19 protein-coding genes are annotated in these 17,415 nt (G+C 66.7%); 8 read left to right on the top strand and 11 right to left on the bottom strand.

Translation table 11 applies throughout. The features are described from left to right. Nucleotides 1–5: 5 nt before the first annotated feature. From GTW51_RS16095 to GTW51_RS16105, 3 genes are read left to right on the top strand one after another with little or no spacing between them, the layout of a single operon-like run. Entirely contained in the window at nucleotides 6–779 is a 774-nt protein-coding gene (locus GTW51_RS16095; RefSeq protein WP_163045059.1) for a VOC family protein, read from the top strand. Beyond that, a complete protein-coding gene (locus GTW51_RS16100; protein WP_163045060.1) occupies nucleotides 776–2,284 on the top strand; it encodes a class I adenylate-forming enzyme family protein in 1,509 nt (502 codons plus the stop codon). Before GTW51_RS16095 ends, GTW51_RS16100 begins: the two co-directional genes overlap by 4 nt. Next, nucleotides 2,281–3,447, top strand: coding sequence for a PLP-dependent cysteine synthase family protein (locus GTW51_RS16105; protein ID WP_163045061.1), 1,167 nt, complete (start codon nucleotides 2,281–2,283; stop codon nucleotides 3,445–3,447). The genes GTW51_RS16100 and GTW51_RS16105 overlap by 4 nt, the downstream gene beginning before the upstream one ends. On the opposite strand, the gene GTW51_RS16110 is transcribed toward GTW51_RS16105, so the two are convergent. From GTW51_RS16110 to GTW51_RS16130, 5 genes are all read right to left on the bottom strand, one after another. Then, nucleotides 3,444–3,839: a hypothetical protein gene (locus GTW51_RS16110; RefSeq protein ID WP_163045062.1), complete on the bottom strand. Its 396-nt coding sequence runs from the start codon at nucleotides 3,837–3,839 to the stop codon at nucleotides 3,444–3,446. The two genes, GTW51_RS16105 and GTW51_RS16110, sit on opposite strands and share 4 nt — an antisense overlap. Next, nucleotides 3,836–5,215 carry a recombinase family protein gene (locus GTW51_RS16115; RefSeq protein WP_246233210.1) on the bottom strand — a complete coding sequence of 460 codons (1,380 nt, stop codon included), beginning with the start codon at nucleotides 5,213–5,215 and terminating at the stop codon, nucleotides 3,836–3,838. The genes GTW51_RS16110 and GTW51_RS16115 overlap by 4 nt, the downstream gene beginning before the upstream one ends. Further along, entirely contained in the window at nucleotides 5,199–5,678 is a 480-nt protein-coding gene (locus tag GTW51_RS16120) for a DUF2924 domain-containing protein (protein WP_163045063.1), read from the bottom strand. The genes GTW51_RS16115 and GTW51_RS16120 overlap by 17 nt, the downstream gene beginning before the upstream one ends. A gap of 100 nt (nucleotides 5,679–5,778) precedes the next feature. Next, nucleotides 5,779–5,931: a hypothetical protein gene (locus tag GTW51_RS16125; RefSeq protein WP_203566127.1), complete on the bottom strand. Its 153-nt coding sequence runs from the start codon at nucleotides 5,929–5,931 to the stop codon at nucleotides 5,779–5,781. A gap of 556 nt (nucleotides 5,932–6,487) precedes the next feature. After that, on the bottom strand, nucleotides 6,488–7,165 hold the full coding sequence (locus GTW51_RS16130; RefSeq protein ID WP_163045065.1) for a phage tail protein: 678 nt from the start codon (nucleotides 7,163–7,165) through the stop codon (nucleotides 6,488–6,490). 41 nt (nucleotides 7,166–7,206) lie between these two features. On the opposite strand from GTW51_RS16130, the gene GTW51_RS24005 reads away from it, so the two are divergent. Further along, a complete protein-coding gene (locus tag GTW51_RS24005; RefSeq protein ID WP_343034040.1) occupies nucleotides 7,207–7,431 on the top strand; it encodes an autoinducer binding domain-containing protein in 225 nt (74 codons plus the stop codon). 116 nt (nucleotides 7,432–7,547) lie between these two features. Next, nucleotides 7,548–7,808: a helix-turn-helix domain-containing protein gene (locus GTW51_RS16140; RefSeq protein ID WP_163045066.1), complete on the top strand. Its 261-nt coding sequence runs from the start codon at nucleotides 7,548–7,550 to the stop codon at nucleotides 7,806–7,808. A gap of 191 nt (nucleotides 7,809–7,999) precedes the next feature. Here the strand turns inward: GTW51_RS16140 and GTW51_RS16145 are convergent, their stop codons facing one another. Next, complete coding sequence (locus GTW51_RS16145; RefSeq protein WP_246233212.1) at nucleotides 8,000–8,962, bottom strand: GlxA family transcriptional regulator; 963 nt, start codon at nucleotides 8,960–8,962, stop codon at nucleotides 8,000–8,002. 94 nt (nucleotides 8,963–9,056) lie between these two features. Between GTW51_RS16145 and GTW51_RS16150 the strand changes: the two genes are divergently transcribed. The 3 genes from GTW51_RS16150 to choX are packed head-to-tail and all read left to right on the top strand — an operon-like array spanning nucleotide 9,057 to nucleotide 12,536. Further along, nucleotides 9,057–9,962 carry a beta-keto acid cleavage family enzyme gene (locus tag GTW51_RS16150; RefSeq protein ID WP_163045067.1) on the top strand — a complete coding sequence of 302 codons (906 nt, stop codon included), beginning with the start codon at nucleotides 9,057–9,059 and terminating at the stop codon, nucleotides 9,960–9,962. After that, the gene (locus tag GTW51_RS16155; protein WP_163045068.1) at nucleotides 9,956–11,539 is read left to right on the top strand and encodes a carnitine 3-dehydrogenase; all 1,584 of its coding nucleotides are present in this window, start codon (nucleotides 9,956–9,958) and stop codon (nucleotides 11,537–11,539) included. The genes GTW51_RS16150 and GTW51_RS16155 overlap by 7 nt, the downstream gene beginning before the upstream one ends. Before the next feature lie 58 nt (nucleotides 11,540–11,597). Further along, nucleotides 11,598–12,536 (top strand): choline ABC transporter substrate-binding protein, encoded by a 939-nt coding sequence (gene choX, locus GTW51_RS16160; protein WP_163045069.1) that lies wholly within the window; start codon nucleotides 11,598–11,600, stop codon nucleotides 12,534–12,536. A 99-nt stretch (nucleotides 12,537–12,635) separates the two neighbouring features. Here choX and GTW51_RS16165 read toward each other — a convergent pair whose 3' ends face one another. The 5 genes from GTW51_RS16165 to GTW51_RS16185 all read right to left on the bottom strand — a co-directional run bounded on the left by GTW51_RS16165 (nucleotide 12,636) and on the right by GTW51_RS16185 (nucleotide 17,365). Next, complete coding sequence (locus tag GTW51_RS16165; RefSeq protein WP_203566128.1) at nucleotides 12,636–13,394, bottom strand: phosphodiesterase; 759 nt, start codon at nucleotides 13,392–13,394, stop codon at nucleotides 12,636–12,638. After that, the gene (locus tag GTW51_RS16170; RefSeq protein ID WP_246233214.1) at nucleotides 13,391–14,437 is read right to left on the bottom strand and encodes a LacI family DNA-binding transcriptional regulator; all 1,047 of its coding nucleotides are present in this window, start codon (nucleotides 14,435–14,437) and stop codon (nucleotides 13,391–13,393) included. The genes GTW51_RS16165 and GTW51_RS16170 overlap by 4 nt, the downstream gene beginning before the upstream one ends. Nucleotides 14,438–14,532: 95 nt before the next feature. Beyond that, nucleotides 14,533–15,354, bottom strand: coding sequence for an ABC transporter permease (locus GTW51_RS16175; RefSeq protein WP_163045071.1), 822 nt, complete (start codon nucleotides 15,352–15,354; stop codon nucleotides 14,533–14,535). Then, nucleotides 15,351–16,172, bottom strand: coding sequence for an ABC transporter permease (locus GTW51_RS16180; RefSeq protein WP_163045072.1), 822 nt, complete (start codon nucleotides 16,170–16,172; stop codon nucleotides 15,351–15,353). Before GTW51_RS16180 ends, GTW51_RS16175 begins: the two co-directional genes overlap by 4 nt. Nucleotides 16,173–16,228: 56 nt before the next feature. Beyond that, entirely contained in the window at nucleotides 16,229–17,365 is a 1,137-nt protein-coding gene (locus GTW51_RS16185; protein WP_163045073.1) for an ABC transporter substrate-binding protein, read from the bottom strand. Nucleotides 17,366–17,415: the final 50 nt, after the last annotated feature.

A 17,415-nucleotide genomic window follows, 5' to 3' on the forward strand; every position in this document is an offset into this window, starting at 1 on the left:
CGCAGATGGAAGCGCTCGATCACATCGTCATCAACACGGTCTTCGACATCGACGAGGCGGCGGCACTGTTCACCGCGCTCGGCTTCCATCTGACACCGCTCGGGCGGCATTCGCTCGGATCGCTCAACCATCTGCTGCTCGTCCCCGGTGCCTATCTCGAGCTTGTCGGGGTGCCGGGGACAGGCAAACAGCGCGCCGATATCCTGGAGAGCCCGGGTGGTCTCAACGGTCTTGTGCTCCGCAGCACCGATATCGAGGCGACGTTTGCCCGCCTTCAGGCGCAAGGACTCGCGCCATCGCCGCCGATCGACTTCTCGCGTCCCGTCACGATCAACGACACGAGCGTCGAGGCGCGGTTTCGCACGGTGAAGCTGCCGTTCGCGGCAGGGCGGGTGTATTTCTGCCAGCACCTGACGCCCGACTATGTCTGGCGCCCGGAATGGCTGACGCATCCAAACGCATTTGCGGGGTTCGACCGACTTCGTATCGCCAGTCCCGCCCCCGATGCGGAGGCTGAGCGCTACGCATGGCTCTGCGGCAGCGAGGCCGAGACGATCGAAAGCGGTTATCGGATCGCCATGACAGGCCTTGATCTGGAGGTCGTTCCCGGCGAGACGGCGCGCTTCGCCGAACTCGGGCTTCGCTTCGGCGACCTTGATGCACTCGCCGATCGGGCATCGCGCCTCGACGCCGTGACCTGGCGACCGGATGGCGGCGGTTCAGGGCTCCTGGAGATCCCCTCCCTTGATCTGCGGCTTGAATGCAGGAAAGCAGAATGACAGCGTCCCGCAACCTCGGCAAAATAATCGTCACAGGCAGGGATGCGCGAAAGCCGATCTTCATCGGCCTCGACTTCGACCGCGTCGAGACTGTCCTGACGCGCCAGGACCTCGACGAGGCGGCAGACGCGTTCGCCCACGAGCTCGTCGGTCGCGGCATCCCGCGTGGCGCCCGGATCGGCGTCCTTGCGGCAAACCGTCCAGATTACATCGTCGTCCTGCTGGGAGCGATGCGCGCGGGGATTATCCCTGTCCCAATCAACTATCGTTTCCCGCCCGGCACCATCGCCCACATTCTTGCCGACAGCGACGTTAAGCTCCTCATCTGCGACAGCGAGCGGCGCGCAGCGCTGCCTCCCGAAGCGGCAGACATCCCCCTGCTCTGCTTCGAGGATGAAAATTGGGATCTTGTCCGGGGACGCTTCCAGCCCTTTGATGCCATCGAGCCGCGCCCGGACGAGGCGGCCCTGATCCTCTACACGTCCGGCTCGACCGGCCGCCCGAAAGGGGTGCGCCTGTCGCATGCCTCGCACCGCTGGGTCGCGGAAGTCCGGGTCGGCGAATACCACCTTGAAGAGGAGCGGGTCCTGATCGCGGCGCCGCTCTATCACATGAACGCCCTCGCCCTGTCGCTGCTCGTCTGCGCCAGCGGCTCGACCGCTGTGCTACTGCCGCAGTTCAAGTCGCAACTTTATATCGAGGCGATTGAACGCTACGGCTGCACCTGGCTGACTGCGGTGCCGCCGATGATCGCGATGATGCTAAGCGAGAAGGAAGCGCTCTCAACTGCCGATTTGACCAGCGTCCGAACGATCCGTATGGGCTCTGCCCCCGTCACGGGTCAGTTGATCGATCAGGTTCAGCACGTCTTGCCGAACGCACGGATCATCAACGCCTATGGAACAACCGAGGGAGGCCCGGTTGTTTTCGGTGCCCACCCAGATGGCCAACCGGCTCCGGAGGGGTCGGTCGGATACCCCCATCCGGAAGTCACGGTGCGCCTTGCCGGGCCAGAAAGAGGCTTCGGCACGCTGCAAATGCGCAGTCCGGGTATGATGCTCGGCTACCATAACCGACCGGCCACTCCATCGCCTTTCACCGAAGATGGATATTACGACACCGGTGACGTGTTTCGCGCCGACGCCCAAGGCTTCTATTACTTCGTTGGTCGCTCCGACGACATGTTCGTCTCCGGCGGCGAGAACATATTTCCCGCCGAAGTGGAGGCGGTGCTCGATTCCTCACCGGACGTGCTGCAATCCTGCGTGGTGCCGGTCGAGGACGCCATCAAGGGCACGAAACCGGTGGCATTCGTCGTGCGCAAGCCAGGTTCGGCAATCAGTGAGGCGGCGCTCAAGGCTCATTTTCTCGAAAGGGCTCCGGCTTTCCAGCATCCTCGCAGGATCTGGTTTGAGGAGAAACTCTTGCTCGCGCCGACCAACAAGATCGACCGCAACGCCCTGCGGCAGCTGGCAGAATCGCGGATCGCCGAGACCCCATCATGACAATCCACCGACCGAGCCAGCCGCATGCCTCGACCGATACGCTCCCCTTCGCCGATCTCTGCCTCGACTGCTCGGCGCTGCTGTCGGGCGCCGATCTCAAGGAGCAGGCCTGGACCAAGGAGGCAATCGCGCTGCTCACCGGCGACGGGCGACGCTCGGCCGACACCCATCTGGTCAAGCCGAATTTCCCCGGCCTTCCGGGCATCGACATCTACTTCAAGGACGAGTCGACGCATCCGACCGGCAGCCTGAAGCACCGGCTCGCCCGCTCGCTGTTTCTCTATGGCATCTGCAACGGCGCCATCCGCCAGGGCACGACGCTGGTCGAGGCGTCGTCGGGCTCGACGGCGGTCAGCGAGGCCTATTTCGCGCAGTTCCTGAAGCTGCCGTTCATCGCCGTGATGCCTCGCTCGACAAGCCCGGAGAAGATCGCCGCGATCAAGCGCTTCGGCGGGCGCTGCGCCTTCGTCGAGCGCGCCGCCGAGATCTATGACGAGGCGATCCGCATCGCCGCCGAGACCGGCGGCTACTATCTCGACCAGTTCACCTTCGCCGAGCGGGCGACCGACTGGCGCGGCAACAACAACATCGCCGAGAGTATCTTCGACCAGATGCAGGGCGAGGTTCACGCCGCGCCGGCCTGGGTGGTGATGAGCGCCGGCACCGGCGGCACCTCGGCGACGATCGGCCGCTACATCCGCTACCGCGGCCTCGACACGCGGCTCTGTGTCGTCGATGTCGAGCACTCGGCGTTCTATGACGCGTATCGGACCGGCAATCGCGACGTCACCTGCGCGACGGGATCGCGGATCGAGGGCATCGGTCGGCCTCGGGTCGAGCCGTCCTTCCTGCCGGCCGTCATCGACCACATGATCAAGGTGCCGGACGCCGCCTCGATCGCGGCGATGCATGTACTCTCAGAGCGCCTGTTCCGCCGCGTCGGCGGCTCGACCGGCACCAACTTCTTCGGCCTCTGCTGGATCGCCGCCTGCATGATGCGCGCCGGCGAGACGGGCTCGCTGGTCACGCTGATCTGCGACAGCGGCGACCGCTACGCCTCGACCTACTACGATCCGGACTGGCTGAAGGAGAACGGCATCGACCTCGATCCCTACCGCCGGCGCATCGAGGCCTTCATCGACCGCGGCGTCGACGGGCTCTAGGCTTGACGAAAGATCTTTTCCTGCCTGTCCCACTCGAGAGGAAACGGCTGCATCAAACGGTCGAGGGTCACGGCAGCCGGCAGCCGCCCGTCGAGAATGGCCTGGATCAACGACGGCGACAGCAGCGTCAGCCGCAGGATGCGGCTGAGGTAGGATGGGTTGATCTTTTCCGCCGCAGCAAGCTCGGCCATCGAGGCGAACGTGCCGGCTTCCAGAAGTCCCTTCCAGCGGTGACCTCTAGCGATCGCCTTGATCATGCTGCTGTCGATCCTGGTGCGGCTGGTGGGAAGCCCGATCTCCCCGGTCGGCGCGATGACCAGCTTGCGACCGCCTCGCTTGCGGATCGCCAGAGGGACGCGAACGGTGATGGTCGAGGGATCGACGCTGCTCATGCCGCAGCTCTCCTGTCTGGACCGCCGATCGCGGCAAGGTCCTTCGCGATAGTCGCTAGACCTTCCACCCGCAGACGGATGTCGGCGCCTTCAAGGCCGACATCCACCCGCTCGACCAAGAGCTGGATGATCCGCGCCTGCTCGGCCGGGAAGAGCTCATCCCAAAGCGGTTCCAACCGTGCCAGCGGCTGGCGGACATCCTCCTCCGTGAGGTCTTCGATCTCGCTGCGCGCCGCACGCCACGCACCGATCACCACCTCCGGGGTCACCAGCAGTCCCCGCACCTGCGCGATGACCGCCGCCTCGATCTCGCCGGCGGGAATACGGCGGAGCGGACAGGCGGCCGCCCTGCCCTCCTTCAGGACCGACTGGCTGACATAGTAGCGGTAGAGCCGGCCCCGCCGTCTCGTGTGCGTCGGCGACATCGCCGCCCCGGTGGGACCGAAGATCAGGCCCTTGAGGAGCGCCGGCGTCTGCGCACGGGTGCGTGTGGCACGGCTGCCGGCGTTGCCGGCAAGGATCGCCTGCACCTTGTCGAACTGGGTTCGGCTGATGATTGCCTGGTGCTCGCCCGGATAGGCCGTGCCCTTGTGCACCGCCTCACCGACATAGACGCGATTGTTGATCAGCTTGTAGATGTCGCCCTTGTCGATCAGTCGGCCGCGCTTGGTGCGTACTCCCCCACCGCGCAACTGGTTCGCCAGCGTGGTCGCCGATCCAACCGCGATAAAGCGTTCGAAGATCCTCCGCACCAGCGCCGCTTCCGAGGCGTTGATGACGAGCTTGCGGTCCTTCACGTCGTAGCCGAGCGGCGGGTGGCCGCCCATCCACATCCCACGCTTGCGTGACGCCGCCACCTTGTCGCGGATGCGCTCGCCAATCACCTCGCGCTCGAACTGGGCGAACGACAAAAGCACGTTCAGCGTCAGCCGGCCCATCGAGGTGGTGGTGTTGAACGACTGGGTGACGGCAACGAAGGTGACGCCGGTGCGGTCGAACACTTCGACGAGCCTGGCAAAATCCATCAGCGAGCGCGACAGGCGGTCGATCTTGTAGACCACCACCACATCCACTAGCCCGGCCTCGATATCGGCGAGCAGCCGCTCCAGCGCCGGGCGCTTGAGCGTACCGCCGGAGACGCCGCCATCATCATAGCGGTCGGGGACCAACACCCAGCCCTCGGCCTTCTGGCTGGCGATATAGGCTTCACAGGCCTCGCGCTGCGCGTCGAGGCTGTTGAAGGCCATGTCGAGACCTTCCTCGCTCGACTTGCGCGTGTAGACCGCGCAGCGCTTCTTCAGCACGGGCGCCGCACGCGATGCCGATGCAGCTTTTGAGGTCGTCGACTTCACCATCGCCTTACCCGTTCTTCCCATGGTTCTTCAGGCCGAAGAAGGTCCAGCCGTTCCAGCGTGTGCCGGCGATCGCGCGAGCCACCGAGGAGAGGCTCTTGTACGGTCGCCCCTGCCACTCGTAGCCGTCGACAAGCACCGTCACCTGGTGCTCGGTCCCCTGCCACTCGCGGACCAGCCTGGTGCCGGCGATCGGTCGATCATCGGTGCGCCGGCCTCGCACGGCGGTCTTGCCGCCATCCAGTTGCTCGCCCAGGGCGTTCAGCCGCTCCCGCGTCTCTCGGGAGAGGCCGCCATAAGCCAGCTCCTGGAGGCGATAGGCGAGCCGGCTTTCGAGGAAGCGGCGGCTATACGGTGGCGGCTCCGTCTCGAAGACCTCTCGCCAGCGCTGCTTCAGTTCGGCAGCCGAGGCGCCCTTCAGCGCGGCGACCTGAGCCAGCACGCTTGCCTGTGGCGACTGGGCTGGTCGAGAAGCAGCAGCGGTCATCGAGGAATCTCCGTTTCGGACGTTTCGACTGACGCTCTGTGCGAAAGCGATGTCCACGTCGGTCCGGCCAGGCTCGGCAAGGAAAGGCGAACTGTCTCCGTCAATCCTCATCCGTGGCGACCGCACAGCCGTCACGCTCGGCCTGCCTGGCATTGAGGCGCACCAGTCCGGCGGCCAGCAGCCGCGCCACCTCTGCCAGGCGCTCAGCCGCACTCATCGCGGCCGGGCTCAATCCGTTCGGTCCAGCGTTCATTTCGTTCACCGATGCTAGCTGTGCGGCGCACGCCAGCGCGCCCCGCGGCTCCGGTGTCCCAGAAGCGCGAGGTGCGGGCGGTTGCCTCACCCATGAAGGCGATCTCAGCCCCGGCGTGTCCGAGGACCTGAGATCGCGTGATGTCGTAAATTGCCTATTGCCATGCCGCTCAGCGGGAGCTGGGGCTGACGGTTCGGGTCCAAGCGACCCGGCAGATCGTGATGCTCGCCTTCCAAGGGCGCTACCCCGGGGAGAAAGCGTTACGAGCGATGAGTGGCCCGCTCCAGGGCCCGACGACGCCGCGAAGAGTTGTCGTCGCAACGCAGCCCTCAGCAGGCAGTCAACGCGGGGTTACCCAGGTCAACCGGGTCAACCCGGTCAACCTTGCATTTTGCGCGTATAACTGGCGACGTTTGGGGGGCTCGGCGCACCGCCACGCGGCCAAGCCCGGATACGGTCCCTAACCGGGGGGCGGGGTCCGGGGGTGTCGCCCGGTCGCCACTCCTCGAAACTGTCTCCGCGCCGCCACAGCTGCGGCGGCGAGGGCGCTGAGGCCTCAGCTCATAACGCCATTGGTCATCCGCTGGACCTCGCGGTCGAGGCGCGGCGGCAGACGCTGGCCGATCGTCGAGGTGAAGGCCTCGGCCGTCTGGCCCTTCACCATCTCGGCAGGAATGATCACCCCCGAAACCTGCACCTCGAGCGGATACCGCCCCGAGCCGACCCGCTTCATGACGTTGCCGCCATACTTGCCGATCGCCTTCCGGTTCGGGAACCGCCCGCCCTTCAGGAACGTGCCGGCAAACACCTGACGCTTGCCGAACGGCGCCGCCGAGACACCGCGCCGGGTCTCGCGAGCGGCGAAGTACTTCAGCGCGATATCGTCGCCGGCGGAGTCCATCCGGTAGCGCAGCGTCGCCGGGCTCGAGGGCGACACCTTCACCGCCCGCACGATTACGTCGCGCTTCAGCCCGGTCTGCTTGGCGAGCGCGCGTCGCACCTGGGTGCGGGCGATCTTGCCAGTGTGGTTCAACGCCCGGCTCGCGATCGCCAGCCCGCGGGCGTGGCAATCCGCCCGTTCCTTATCCGTCAGTCGGCAGCCGTCCTCGAGCACCAGGTCAGCCAGCACGTTGTAGTCTGGCGACGGGTCGAAGCTGGCATCGGCCAGCGCCGCCACCGCCTCGCCGACCGTCACCGCGTCCTCGTGCGGCGTGTCCGGAAACGATCTGGGCAAGAACGTCCCGGTTTTTCGCCGACAGCGGCTTCGATAACCTGATCTATCTCAGCGTGACGCCGTCGACAGCCTCGATGGCGACGACGCTGCCGGAGGCCTGGACAAGCCATTATCGCGACAGCGGATACGAGCAGATCGATCCCTTCCTCTCCTATTGCTGCGCCACCTTGACGCCAATCGGGACCGGGTCGGACTATTGCCCCGACTACGACTATCTCTCCGGCAGGCAGCAGCAGCTCATCCACGAGGCGGCAGAGTTCGGATGAGAGCGGGTTTTTCCGCGACCGTCGGCCCGATCGGGTCGGCGGGCGGCAGCGGCTGGAACCTCGGTTCGTCCCTCGATCGCAGGCAGGTCGAAGCCATCCGCGCCGAGAAGGAACCATTGCTGCGACTGGTGGCGATGTATGCGCATGAGCGTCTGCGCCATGCGCCGGATCCACATGCGCCGTCGCTGTCGCGTCGCGAGATCGAATGCCTTTCATGGCTGATGCACGGCAAGCGAGTGAAGGACATTGCCTTCCAGCTGAATCTGAGCTCCGCCGCCATCGAACTCTACGTCAAGAACGCCCGAACCAAGCTTAAGGCGCGGACTAGGGAGCAGGCGATCGCCAGGGCCATCATGCTCGGTCTGCTGCAGCCGTAAAAACCGCCTCCGCCGCCATCCGGGGTTGGCGGCGTAGCTATGGCCGGTGTGGCGTCAGCGAATGGCCTCCCGACCTGCTGTCGGCCTGTGGACACGAGGTCAGGCGGCTAGTAGTCGCGGGAACTTGTCGACGATGGGCAACCGAACGACGGCTTGCACCGAGCCTGTCTCGGCGACCGCCGCCACCGCCTTCAAAGCGATGCCCGCCGCGCTTGCCTCGGGCTGTGGCCGAAGCGGCGCTTGAAGGAACGCGACAGGGCGGCGCTCGAGGAGAAGCCGGACCGGACCGCGGCGTCGGCCACCGACAGGTCGGAGTCGACGATGAGCCGCCGGGCGGCATCGAGCCGCAGCGACATGTAGAAAGCGGCGGGCGAAATCTCGGCGCGCTTGACGAACAGGGTTTCCAGCGTACGCCGCGACGTCCCGATCCGCCGGGCGATCGTCGCGATCGTCAGCGGCGCCTCGATATGCGATTCCATCATCTTGATGGCGGCGGCGAGCCGCGGCTCCTGCCGAGCCAAGCGCCCCAAAGAGACGGCAGGCTGACGCTGCGAGCCGGTCCGCATGCCGTCGTAGACGTAGAGGCTGGCCACATCCAGCGACAGCTTGCGGCCCTGCCGCGCCTGGATCAGCGACAGGAGAAAGTCGAGCGCCGGCGCTGCCCCTCCCGTCGTCACGAACCGCCCGTCGAAGACCCAGCGGTCGGCCTTGGTCTGAACGCCGGGGAATTTTACTGCGTATTCCTCCAGATCCTCCCAGTGCGTCGTCGCCGCGCGGCCGTCGAGAAGCCCAGCGAGCGCCAGGATCCAGGGCCCCGCCTCGATGCCGCCGACGAAGGAAGCCTGTCGGGCGGCGAGGTTGACGGCCTGCATCAGGGCGGCCGTGGCGTGCTCGAACACGTTGAACGCCGCGACCACCACGAAAAGGTCGCAGCGCATCGTCGGCTCGAGCCTGCCGTCCACCCGGATCGTCAGGCCGCAACTCGTCGTCGGGTCGCATCCGTCCAGCGAAACGACCCGGTGCCGATAACAGAGCCGACCGGAAATGCGGTTGGCCGCGCGCAATGGATCGAGCGTCGCGGCGAGCGACATCAGGGACGCGTCCGGCAGGACCAGCAGCGTCACGTCGAGAACATCGTCGGTCGGCTGGAACAAGGGTTTCGCACTCGATCAAATTGATTTCGCAACGAGCCAAGCAGAGCCGGGCCGGTTGCGTCAATCTTCCTCGAGCAGACGACGAGGTCAGACGATGCCGCTCCATCCCAACCGCGAAGTCTTCATCACCTGTGCCGTCACCGGCGCCGGCGACACGACGGGACGCTCCGACAAGGTGCCGGTCACGCCCGCCGAGATCGCCGCGAGTGCCGTCGAGGCCGCCCGGGCCGGCGCTGCGGTCGCCCATATCCATGTCCGCGATCCGGACACCGGCAAGCCGTCCCGCGATCCGGCGCTCTATCGCGACGTGGTGGAACGGGTCGCGGCCTACGGCGTCGACGTGGTGCTGAACCTCACGGCCGGCATGGGCGGCGATCTCGTGCTGGGATCGGCCGAACAGCCTCTGCCCCTGTCGGTCGACGGGACGGACATGGTCGGCGCCGAGGAGCGGCTCCTCCATATCGCCGAACTGCGGCCGGAAATCTGCACGCTCGATTGCGGCTCGATGAATTTCGGCGAGGGCGACTACGTGATGACCAACACGCCGGCCATGCTGAAGGCGATGGCCGTGCGCATCCGCGAACTGGGTGTCCGGCCGGAGATCGAGGTGTTCGACAGCGGCCACCTTGTCCTCGCCAAGTGGCTGAAGGCGCAGGGTCTGATCGACGATCCGGTGATGCTGCAGCTCTGCATGGGCATTCCCTGGGGCGCACCCGACGACATCCAGACCCTGATGGCGATGGTCGCGAACCTGCCGCCCGACTGGACCTTCTCGGCCTTCTCCATCGGCCGCAACCAGCTGCCCTACGCGGCGATGGCGATCCTCGCCGGCGGCAACGTCCGCGTCGGGCTGGAGGACAATATCTGGCTCGACAAGGGCGTGCTGGCCACCAACGGCGCGCTGGTCGAACGGGCAATCAAAATTGCCGAAGCCATGGGCAGCCGCATCCTGTCGCCCGCCGACGTGCGGGAACGGCTGAAGCTGGAGCGTCGATGGTGACCCGCGCGCCGGAGCCTCGGGAAGATACCGTTATTGCGCGGCAAGATCTTCGCCGCGTCGCCTGCATCGGCGGCGGCGTCATCGGCGGCGGCTGGGTCGCCCGCTTCCTCCTCGCCGGCATCGACGTCGCGGTCCACGACCCGCATCCGGACGCAGAGCGGATCGTCCGCGAGGTCCTCGCCAATGGGCAACGCGCCTATGCCCGGCTGACGCAGGCGCCGCTTCCCGCCCCCGGCACCCTCACCTTCCATGCCACGATCGAGGCAGCGATCGCCGGCGCGGACTGGATCCAGGAGAGCGTGCCGGAGCGGCTCGACCTCAAGCGCGGCGTCCTGGCGGCGATCGATGCCGCCTGCCCGGCGCATGCGCTGATCGGCTCGTCGACCTCCGGCCTCCTGCCGAGCGATCTCCAGGCCGGCCTGACCCGTCCCGGGCGCTTCTTCGTCGCCCATCCCTACAACCCGGTCTATCTCCTGCCGCTGGTCGAGATCGTTCCCGGCTCCCTAACGGATCCGCAGACGGTGGCGGACGCGGTCGCCCTCCTCGCGCCGACCGGCATGAAGGGCGTGCCGATCGCCAAGGAGATCGATGCCTTTGTCGGCGACCGACTGCTCGAGGCGCTCTGGCGCGAGGCGCTGTGGCTGATCCAGGACGACATCTGCGACGTGGAAACCCTGGACGACGTCATCCGCTACTCCTTCGGCTTGCGCTGGGCCCAGATGGGCCTGTTCCAGACCTATCGCATCGCCGGCGGGGAAGCCGGCATGCGGCATTTTCTGGGGCAGTTCGGCCCGGCGCTGAAATGGCCCTGGACGAAGCTCACCGACGTCGTCGACCTCGACGAGGCGCTGGTCGAGAAGATCGCCGCGCAATCGGATGCGCAGAACGAGGGCCTGTCGCTTCGCCGGCTCGAAGAGATCCGCGACGAGAACCTCGTCGGCATCCTGCAGGCGCTGAAAGGCGCCGACGAAGGCCGCGGCTGGGGGGCCGGCAAGCTGCTCGCCGCCTTCGAGGGCGATCTGTGGCGCAAGGCGCAGGCCGCGAGCCCCGACGAGGACGACCCTGTCCCCGCTCGCCTGTCCGCCCGGGTGGAGCCGAGCTGGGTGGACTATAACGGCCACATGACCGAGCATCGCTATCTGCAGGTCTTCGGCGATACGACGGATGTCCTGCTTCGCCGGATCGGGGTCGACGCCGCCTATGTCGAAGCGGGGGCAAGCTACTACACGGTCGAGACGCATCTGCGTCATCTGGGCGAGGCGCGGCTTGGGGAGGACCTGGCCTGCCGCACGCAGATCCTTTCCTTCGACGACAAGCGGTTGCATCTCTTCCACGTGCTGACCCGAGCGGGAATCGATGAACCGATCGCCACAGCCGAACAGATGCTCCTGCATGTCGACCGGGCCAGCGGGCGAGCGGCGGCGGCCCCTGAGGCGGTCCTCTCCCGACTTGCCGGCCTAGTCGAAAGGCAGCCGTCCACCACAATGCCGGAGGGAGCCGGCCGGGCCGTCAGCCCGGCGAAGCGGCAAAGCGATCATTCGCCAGTACATGAGCAGGTGAGCGATCGACGACACTGACGTTACCCGGCAGCATGCCAGTCACCGTCCACCACCCCACCGAAAAGGAACCTCTGCCATGATCAAGCTTCTGACCACCACGGCCGCCGCATCCCTGCTGATGCTCGGAACCGCCGTTGCGCAAGAGCCCGACAGCTGCCAGACCGTCCGCTACTCGGATCCGGGCTGGACGGACATCTCATCGACCAACGCGCTGCTGAAGGCGGTTCTGGAGCCGCTCGGCTACGAACCGGAAATCTCCACCCTGTCGGTTCCGATCACCTTTCGCGGCCTTGCCACCGATCAGCTCGACATCTTCCTTGGCAACTGGATGCCGGCTCAGACCGCGATCGTCGACCCGATGGTCGAGAGCGGCGAGCTGGAAGTCCTGAAGGTCAACCTTTCCGGCAATCGCTTCACCCTCGCCGTGCCGGCCTATGTCGCCGAAGCCGGGGTGACCTCCTTCGAGGATCTTGCGCCGAATGCCGAGAAGTTCGGCTCGCAGATCTACGGCATCGAGGCCGGCGCATCGGTGAACCAGAACATGCTGCGCATGATCGAGGACGACGCCTTCGGCCTCGGCGACTGGACACTGGTGGAATCCAGCGAACAGGGCATGCTGACGCAGGTCGAACGGGCCGAAGGGGCCGAGGGCTGGGTCGTGTTCCCGGCCTGGGAGCCGCATCCGATGAACACCGAATATGAACTCACCTACCTCACCGGGGGAGACGAGTATTTCGGGCCGGACATGGGCTCGGCGCAGGTTCGCACCGGCGCGCGGACAGGCTTTGCCGAAGAATGCCCGAACCTGGCGAAGCTCCTCGACAACATGACGTTCTCGGTGGAGCTGGAGAACGGCATGATGGCGCAGATCCTCAACGAGGGCATGTCGGCCGACGCGGCGGCCGAAGAGGCGCTGAAAGCCAGCCCGGAACTCCTCGACACCTGGCTGGAGGGCGTGACCGATTTCGCCGGCCAGCCTGGCCTTCCCGCCGTGAAGGCAAGCCTCGATCTATAATTTCCTGCCATTTGTGAGGGCGGCGCTGGACACGGCGCCGCTTTCCTTGGGACGCTCTCAACGACACAAGGAGCGCACGTCGCCCACGCCGCGGCCTCTTCAGGCCATGAAACTGACGAAGTGGACCGTGACGGTTGCGGCGTCGATGAAGACGACGCCGTAGGAGGGTGGCTCCAGCGAGGTCTCGAAACGGTTTTCGGAGAACAGCGCGGCCGATTGCTGGCAGGTGCCGAAGAGCGTGGTGAAGCCGATGCCGTTCCAGGTGCCGGCGCTGGGGCGGTGGACGTGGCCGGCGAAGATGTGCCGCACATTCTCGTGCCGCGCCAGCACCGCCGCGAAGCGCTCGGCGTCGGCGAGGCGCACCGCGTCGAGCGCCGGAACGTGTATCGGAAAGGGCGGGTGGTGCATGAAGACGAAGGCCGGGCGGCCGCCCGTGCCGGCGAGCGTCCGGTCGAGCCAGTGCAGCCGCTCCGGCGACAGGTGCCCTTCGACCCGCCCGGCCTCGAGCGTGTCGAGCAGGATCAGCCGGCCCTCGGCGGTATCGACGAAGCCCTGAAAGAAGCCGCCGTCGGGCGCTAGGGCGGGAAACGCCGCGGCGAAACGGCCGCGGTCGTCGTGATTGCCGAGCATCAGCCGGAACGGCAGGGCGAAGCCGCCGAGACGTTCGGCCAGCGCGGCATAGGCAGCCGGCTCGCCGTCATGGGTGAGGTCGCCGGTGACGATCACCAGGTCGACGTCGCCATGGTGCTTGGCGACATGGTCGAGGCAGGCATCGAGCCGTGCATGCGGGTCGAGCCCGAACAGCGTCTCGCCGGGCAGCGTCAGATGCGGGTCGGTGATCTGGATGAGCTTGATCATGGGGTCGGCGAAGCCTTCGGCACGGCAGGAACGAAACTGTCGCGCGCCACCAGCGGCGCCGCGATGCGGGCGACAGCCGGCGCCAGGTCCGGATCGGCTTCGCGCCGGTCGAGCAGTTCGATCGCGGTGCGGGCCATGATGTCGGGGTCCTGACGGAACGTCGTCAGGCGGTGGCAGAGCCAGCTAGCTTCCGGCACGTCGTCGAAGCCGATGACCGCGAGGTCCTGCGGCACGGCAAGCCCGGCGCGGCTGCGAGCATGGTCGATGACGCCGAAGGCGACGAGGTCGTTGACGCAGAACACCCCCTCCGGCCGCTCGGGACCCGTGAGCAGCTGCTCGGCGGCATCGAGCCCGCCGGCATAGTCGGAATCGCTGCCGCGCACGGCAATCACCCGCGCGCCGAGCCGTTCGGCTTCGGCGACGAAGGCGGTCTCGCGCTCGACGATGCTCGGCGTGCCGGACTGCGCGCCGGCGAGGCCGAGACGGCGCATACCGGCGGCGGCGAACAGCGCCGCGGCGGTGCAGGCGGCGGCCTGGTTGTCGATCTGGACATGGTCGGCACCCGGCTCCGAGCGACCGATCACCACCACGGGCTGGCCGTTGCGGCGGGCAAGTTCGACGAAGGAGGCGGGCGGCGAGCCCGACAGGATGATCGTCGCCTCGGCGCGGTGGCCGAACAGCGTCCGCTGTGCAGCCAGCAGTTCGCCCTCGCTCTGGCCGGTATTGATCATGATCGGCACGCTGCCGCGCGCGATCAGCGCCTTGGTCAGGGAAGCGACGAGCAGCGCACGAAAGCCGACTTCGGGCTTCGTCACCACCAGCCCGACCAGCCGGCTGCGATTGGCCAGCAGCCCCCGGGCAAGGTCGTTGACCTGATAGCCCAGCACCTCGGCGGCCTCGTGGATCTTGCGCCGCGTTTCGGCGGCGATGCTGGCGCCGGGGGTGAAGGCGCGCGAGACGGCCGAGCGCGACACGCCGGCGCGCTCGGCGACTTCATGGGCGCTGACGAACTGCGCTCGGGGGGTGAGACGGGACGGCGGCAAGGGTTCAGCCTGGAACGGTTTCGATGAAGGATAAGCGCACTCGCCCCGAGCAACCCGGCCCGAAGGTAGCGCGGCGGGCATGGGCCAGGACGGGGCTAATGGCCGACACGGGAGAGAACGTCGGCCCTGAGGAAGCGTTCGACGACCAGCATGAAACCGATCGAGGGCACCAGCAGGAGAAGCGCGGTGATCGAGGCGATCTGGTAGTTGCCGCCGCTGCTGGCGGTATAGAGCAGCAGTGGCAGCATGCTGACGTCGGGCGCGCCGACGAAATAGCTGCCGGTGAACTCGTCCAGCGACTCCAGGAAGACGAAGATGGCGCTGGCCATGAGCCCCGGCGCGGCGAGCGGCAGGGCGACGTCGCGAAAGGCGCGCAAGGCCGAGGCGCCGATCGCCCTTGCGGCTTCCTCGAGCTCCCGGTCGACGGCGGCGAAGGCGGCGGTAGCGATCCAGACGGCATAGACGAGGCCGTGCGTCGTATGGACGATAACCACGCCGGTGATCGTGCCGTTGAGCCCGACCTCGTAAAACAGCCGGGCGATGTTGACGTAGACGGTGAGGTTGGGAAACGCCTGCGGGATCAGGAAGGACAACAGGATCAGGCCGCGCAGTGGCAAGGCGAGCCGCGCCAGCGCGTAGCCGGCGGGAATGGCCAGCGCCAGCGACAGCGCCACCGTCAGGAACGCGACCAGCACCGAGTTGGACAGCGATTCCATCGCGTTGCCGCGCGGCGAGAAGACCCGCTCCCAGTAGCTGAAGCCGTATTCCAGCGGCAGCGCGTTCGGAAAGTACCATTTCTCCGCGAAGGCCCAGAGCACCAGATTGGCGAGCGGCCCGAAGATGATGAAAGCGATCAGCCCCAGAAGCACGGCGCGCGGCAGCCACCATAGGTCGAGCCTTGGGAACGCGGCGGTCATGCCCGCTCCTTCATGCTCTGGCGCAGATAGAGCCAGGCGGCAAAGCCTGTGATGGCGAGCGAGATCAGCCCCAGCGCATTGGCGACGCCGTAGTCGCCATAGGCGTTGATCCGGAAGGCGATGTCGGCCGTCAGCATGGTCGGCGACTGGGCGTTGATCATCAGCGGCACCGACAGGACCGACATCATCGTGACGAAGGAGAGGATCAGCGAGACGAGCAGCGTCGTGCCGACCTGCGGCACGACGATCTCGACGAGGATGCGCAGGCGCGAGGCGCCGAGATTGCGCGCCGCCTCGATCGTCGAGCGATCGACCGATGCCATGGCGCCGGCGACCAGCAAGGTGACGAACGGCGTCTGCTTCCAGACGAAGGCGATGACGATGCCGCGCCAGTCGAGGAAACTCACCGCCTGCAGCGGCGTCAGCACGCCGAGGCCGATCAGCGTGCCGTTCATCAGGCCGCTCTTGGCCAGGAACGTCCGCAGGATCTGGCCGACGACGATGAACGGGATGAACAGCGGCCAGCGATAGAGCCAGCGCAGGATGGCGACGGCTTTGGGGTTCTCGCCCAGCGTCAGGTAGCCGGCGATGGCGATCGACAACAGGCCGATCAGCGCCGTCGACAGGCTGACGATGACCACGGTGAAGACCATGTCGCGGCTGTAGAGCGAAAAGGCGGTATCGAAATTGCCGAGGCCATAACCGTCCGCCTGCTCGAAGGCGCCGATCACCGAAGCCGCCAGCGGCACGATGAAGAACAGGGCGATCATGGCGAGTGCCGGCAGGACCAGAAGAAGCCCGATGAGGCGGCTTGGCATGAAGGGTCTCGTGGCTGGAGAAAGGCGCGCGGCGGACGTGCCGCGCGCCCCTGCGGTCAGTTGCTGACGGCGCGCTCGTAGGCGGTCAGGATCGCGTCGTTGTAGGGCGCGATGGGGAACGGCTTGCCGTACTGGGCAAGGTCCTGCGGGGTGATGTCGGTGAACAGCTTCTCCCAGACCGCCGGCTCGAGCTCGGCCTGGACGTGGGTCGCGTCGATGCCCGGGTACCAGTTGAAGCGCTCGACGATGCCCTCCGCCTGGACCTTCGGGCTGGTGGCGAGCGCCACGAACTTCTCGGCGAGCTCGATGTTCGGGCTCTTGGCCGGGATGACGTAGTGCATCGGCTGGCCCGGCATGCCCGGCGCCGGCAGCACCAGCTTGAACTCCGGCGGCAGCTGGCCGTTGGCCTTCCAGGAATAGAACATGTCGACCCAGACCGGGCCCATGGCGATCTCGCCGCGGGCGAGCGCGTCCAGCGTGCCGGCATTGCCGGGGGTCAGCACGGCGTTCTCGGTGAAGGTCTTGAGGTCGGCGAAGGCATTGTCCCATTTCTGGGTCTCGGCCTCCTCGAACGGGCCGTTCATCAGCTTGTCGGCATCGCCCTCGCCGAAGGCGTAGATCCAGCCCATCACGAAGCTGACGCCGGAGGCGCCGCCCTTGATGCCGTTATAGCCGAACATGCCGGGGTTTTCCTCGGCCCAGGCCACGAGTTCCTCGTAGCTCTTCGGCGGGGTGGCGACGAGCGCCGGATTGTAGGCGAAGGCGGTCTGCGAGTTGAACATCGGCATGACATAGCCGCCGACGTCGCTGCCCAGCGCCATGTCGGCGTTGGTGCGGGTCACCAGCTCGCCGGAGGCGATCTTGCCGCGATACTGCTCGAGATAACCGGCGGTGACCATCGGTCCGGCGAACTTCTCGTGGACGACGGCGACGTCGGCGTCCCAGCTGTCGACGCCGGCCTTCGACTGGGCGTCGAAGCGCTCGACGATCTTCTGCGAGCCGGCATCGCCGGGACCGGTACCGACGACGCGGACGGTGTTGCCGGGATTCTGCTCCTCGAAGAGCGGGCCCAGATATTCGTTGACGTAGTCGACCATGTTCTGGTCGCCGGCGGTCAGCACGGTCAATTCCGCCGCATGGGCGGTGGAGGCGAGAAGGCCGGCGGTGAGCGCGGCCCCGAAAAACATCTTCATCCAATTAGCTCCGAATGACGGGTTGGGTCGGGCAGGCTTCCAGGGCGCGG

It is taken from the genome of Aurantimonas aggregata (assembly GCF_010500835.1).
Classification (GTDB): Bacteria; Pseudomonadota; Alphaproteobacteria; order Rhizobiales; family Rhizobiaceae; genus Aurantimonas; species Aurantimonas aggregata.

Bases quoted from the DNA above. Each gene is read 5' to 3' on its own strand.
- GTW51_RS16175 (WP_163045071.1), bottom strand. From the start codon at position 15,354: ATGACCGCCGCGTTCCCAAGGCTCGACCTATGGTGGCTGCCGCGCGCC.
- GTW51_RS16105 (WP_163045061.1), top strand. From the start codon at position 2,281: ATGACAATCCACCGACCGAGCCAGCCGCATGCCTCGACCGATACGCTC.
- GTW51_RS16180 (WP_163045072.1), bottom strand. From the start codon at position 16,172: ATGCCAAGCCGCCTCATCGGGCTTCTTCTGGTCCTGCCGGCACTCGCC.
- GTW51_RS16110 (WP_163045062.1), bottom strand. From the start codon at position 3,839: ATGAGCAGCGTCGATCCCTCGACCATCACCGTTCGCGTCCCTCTGGCG.
- GTW51_RS16185 (WP_163045073.1), bottom strand. From the start codon at position 17,365: ATGAAGATGTTTTTCGGGGCCGCGCTCACCGCCGGCCTTCTCGCCTCC.
- choX (WP_163045069.1), top strand. From the start codon at position 11,598: ATGATCAAGCTTCTGACCACCACGGCCGCCGCATCCCTGCTGATGCTC.
- GTW51_RS16115 (WP_246233210.1), bottom strand. From the start codon at position 5,215: ATGGGAAGAACGGGTAAGGCGATGGTGAAGTCGACGACCTCAAAAGCT.
- GTW51_RS16155 (WP_163045068.1), top strand. From the start codon at position 9,956: ATGGTGACCCGCGCGCCGGAGCCTCGGGAAGATACCGTTATTGCGCGG.
- GTW51_RS16100 (WP_163045060.1), top strand. From the start codon at position 776: ATGACAGCGTCCCGCAACCTCGGCAAAATAATCGTCACAGGCAGGGAT.
- GTW51_RS16125 (WP_203566127.1), bottom strand. From the start codon at position 5,931: ATGAACGCTGGACCGAACGGATTGAGCCCGGCCGCGATGAGTGCGGCT.
- GTW51_RS16120 (WP_163045063.1), bottom strand. From the start codon at position 5,678: ATGACCGCTGCTGCTTCTCGACCAGCCCAGTCGCCACAGGCAAGCGTG.
- GTW51_RS16095 (WP_163045059.1), top strand. From the start codon at position 6: ATGGAAGCGCTCGATCACATCGTCATCAACACGGTCTTCGACATCGAC.
- GTW51_RS16150 (WP_163045067.1), top strand. From the start codon at position 9,057: ATGCCGCTCCATCCCAACCGCGAAGTCTTCATCACCTGTGCCGTCACC.
- GTW51_RS16165 (WP_203566128.1), bottom strand. From the start codon at position 13,394: ATGATCAAGCTCATCCAGATCACCGACCCGCATCTGACGCTGCCCGGC.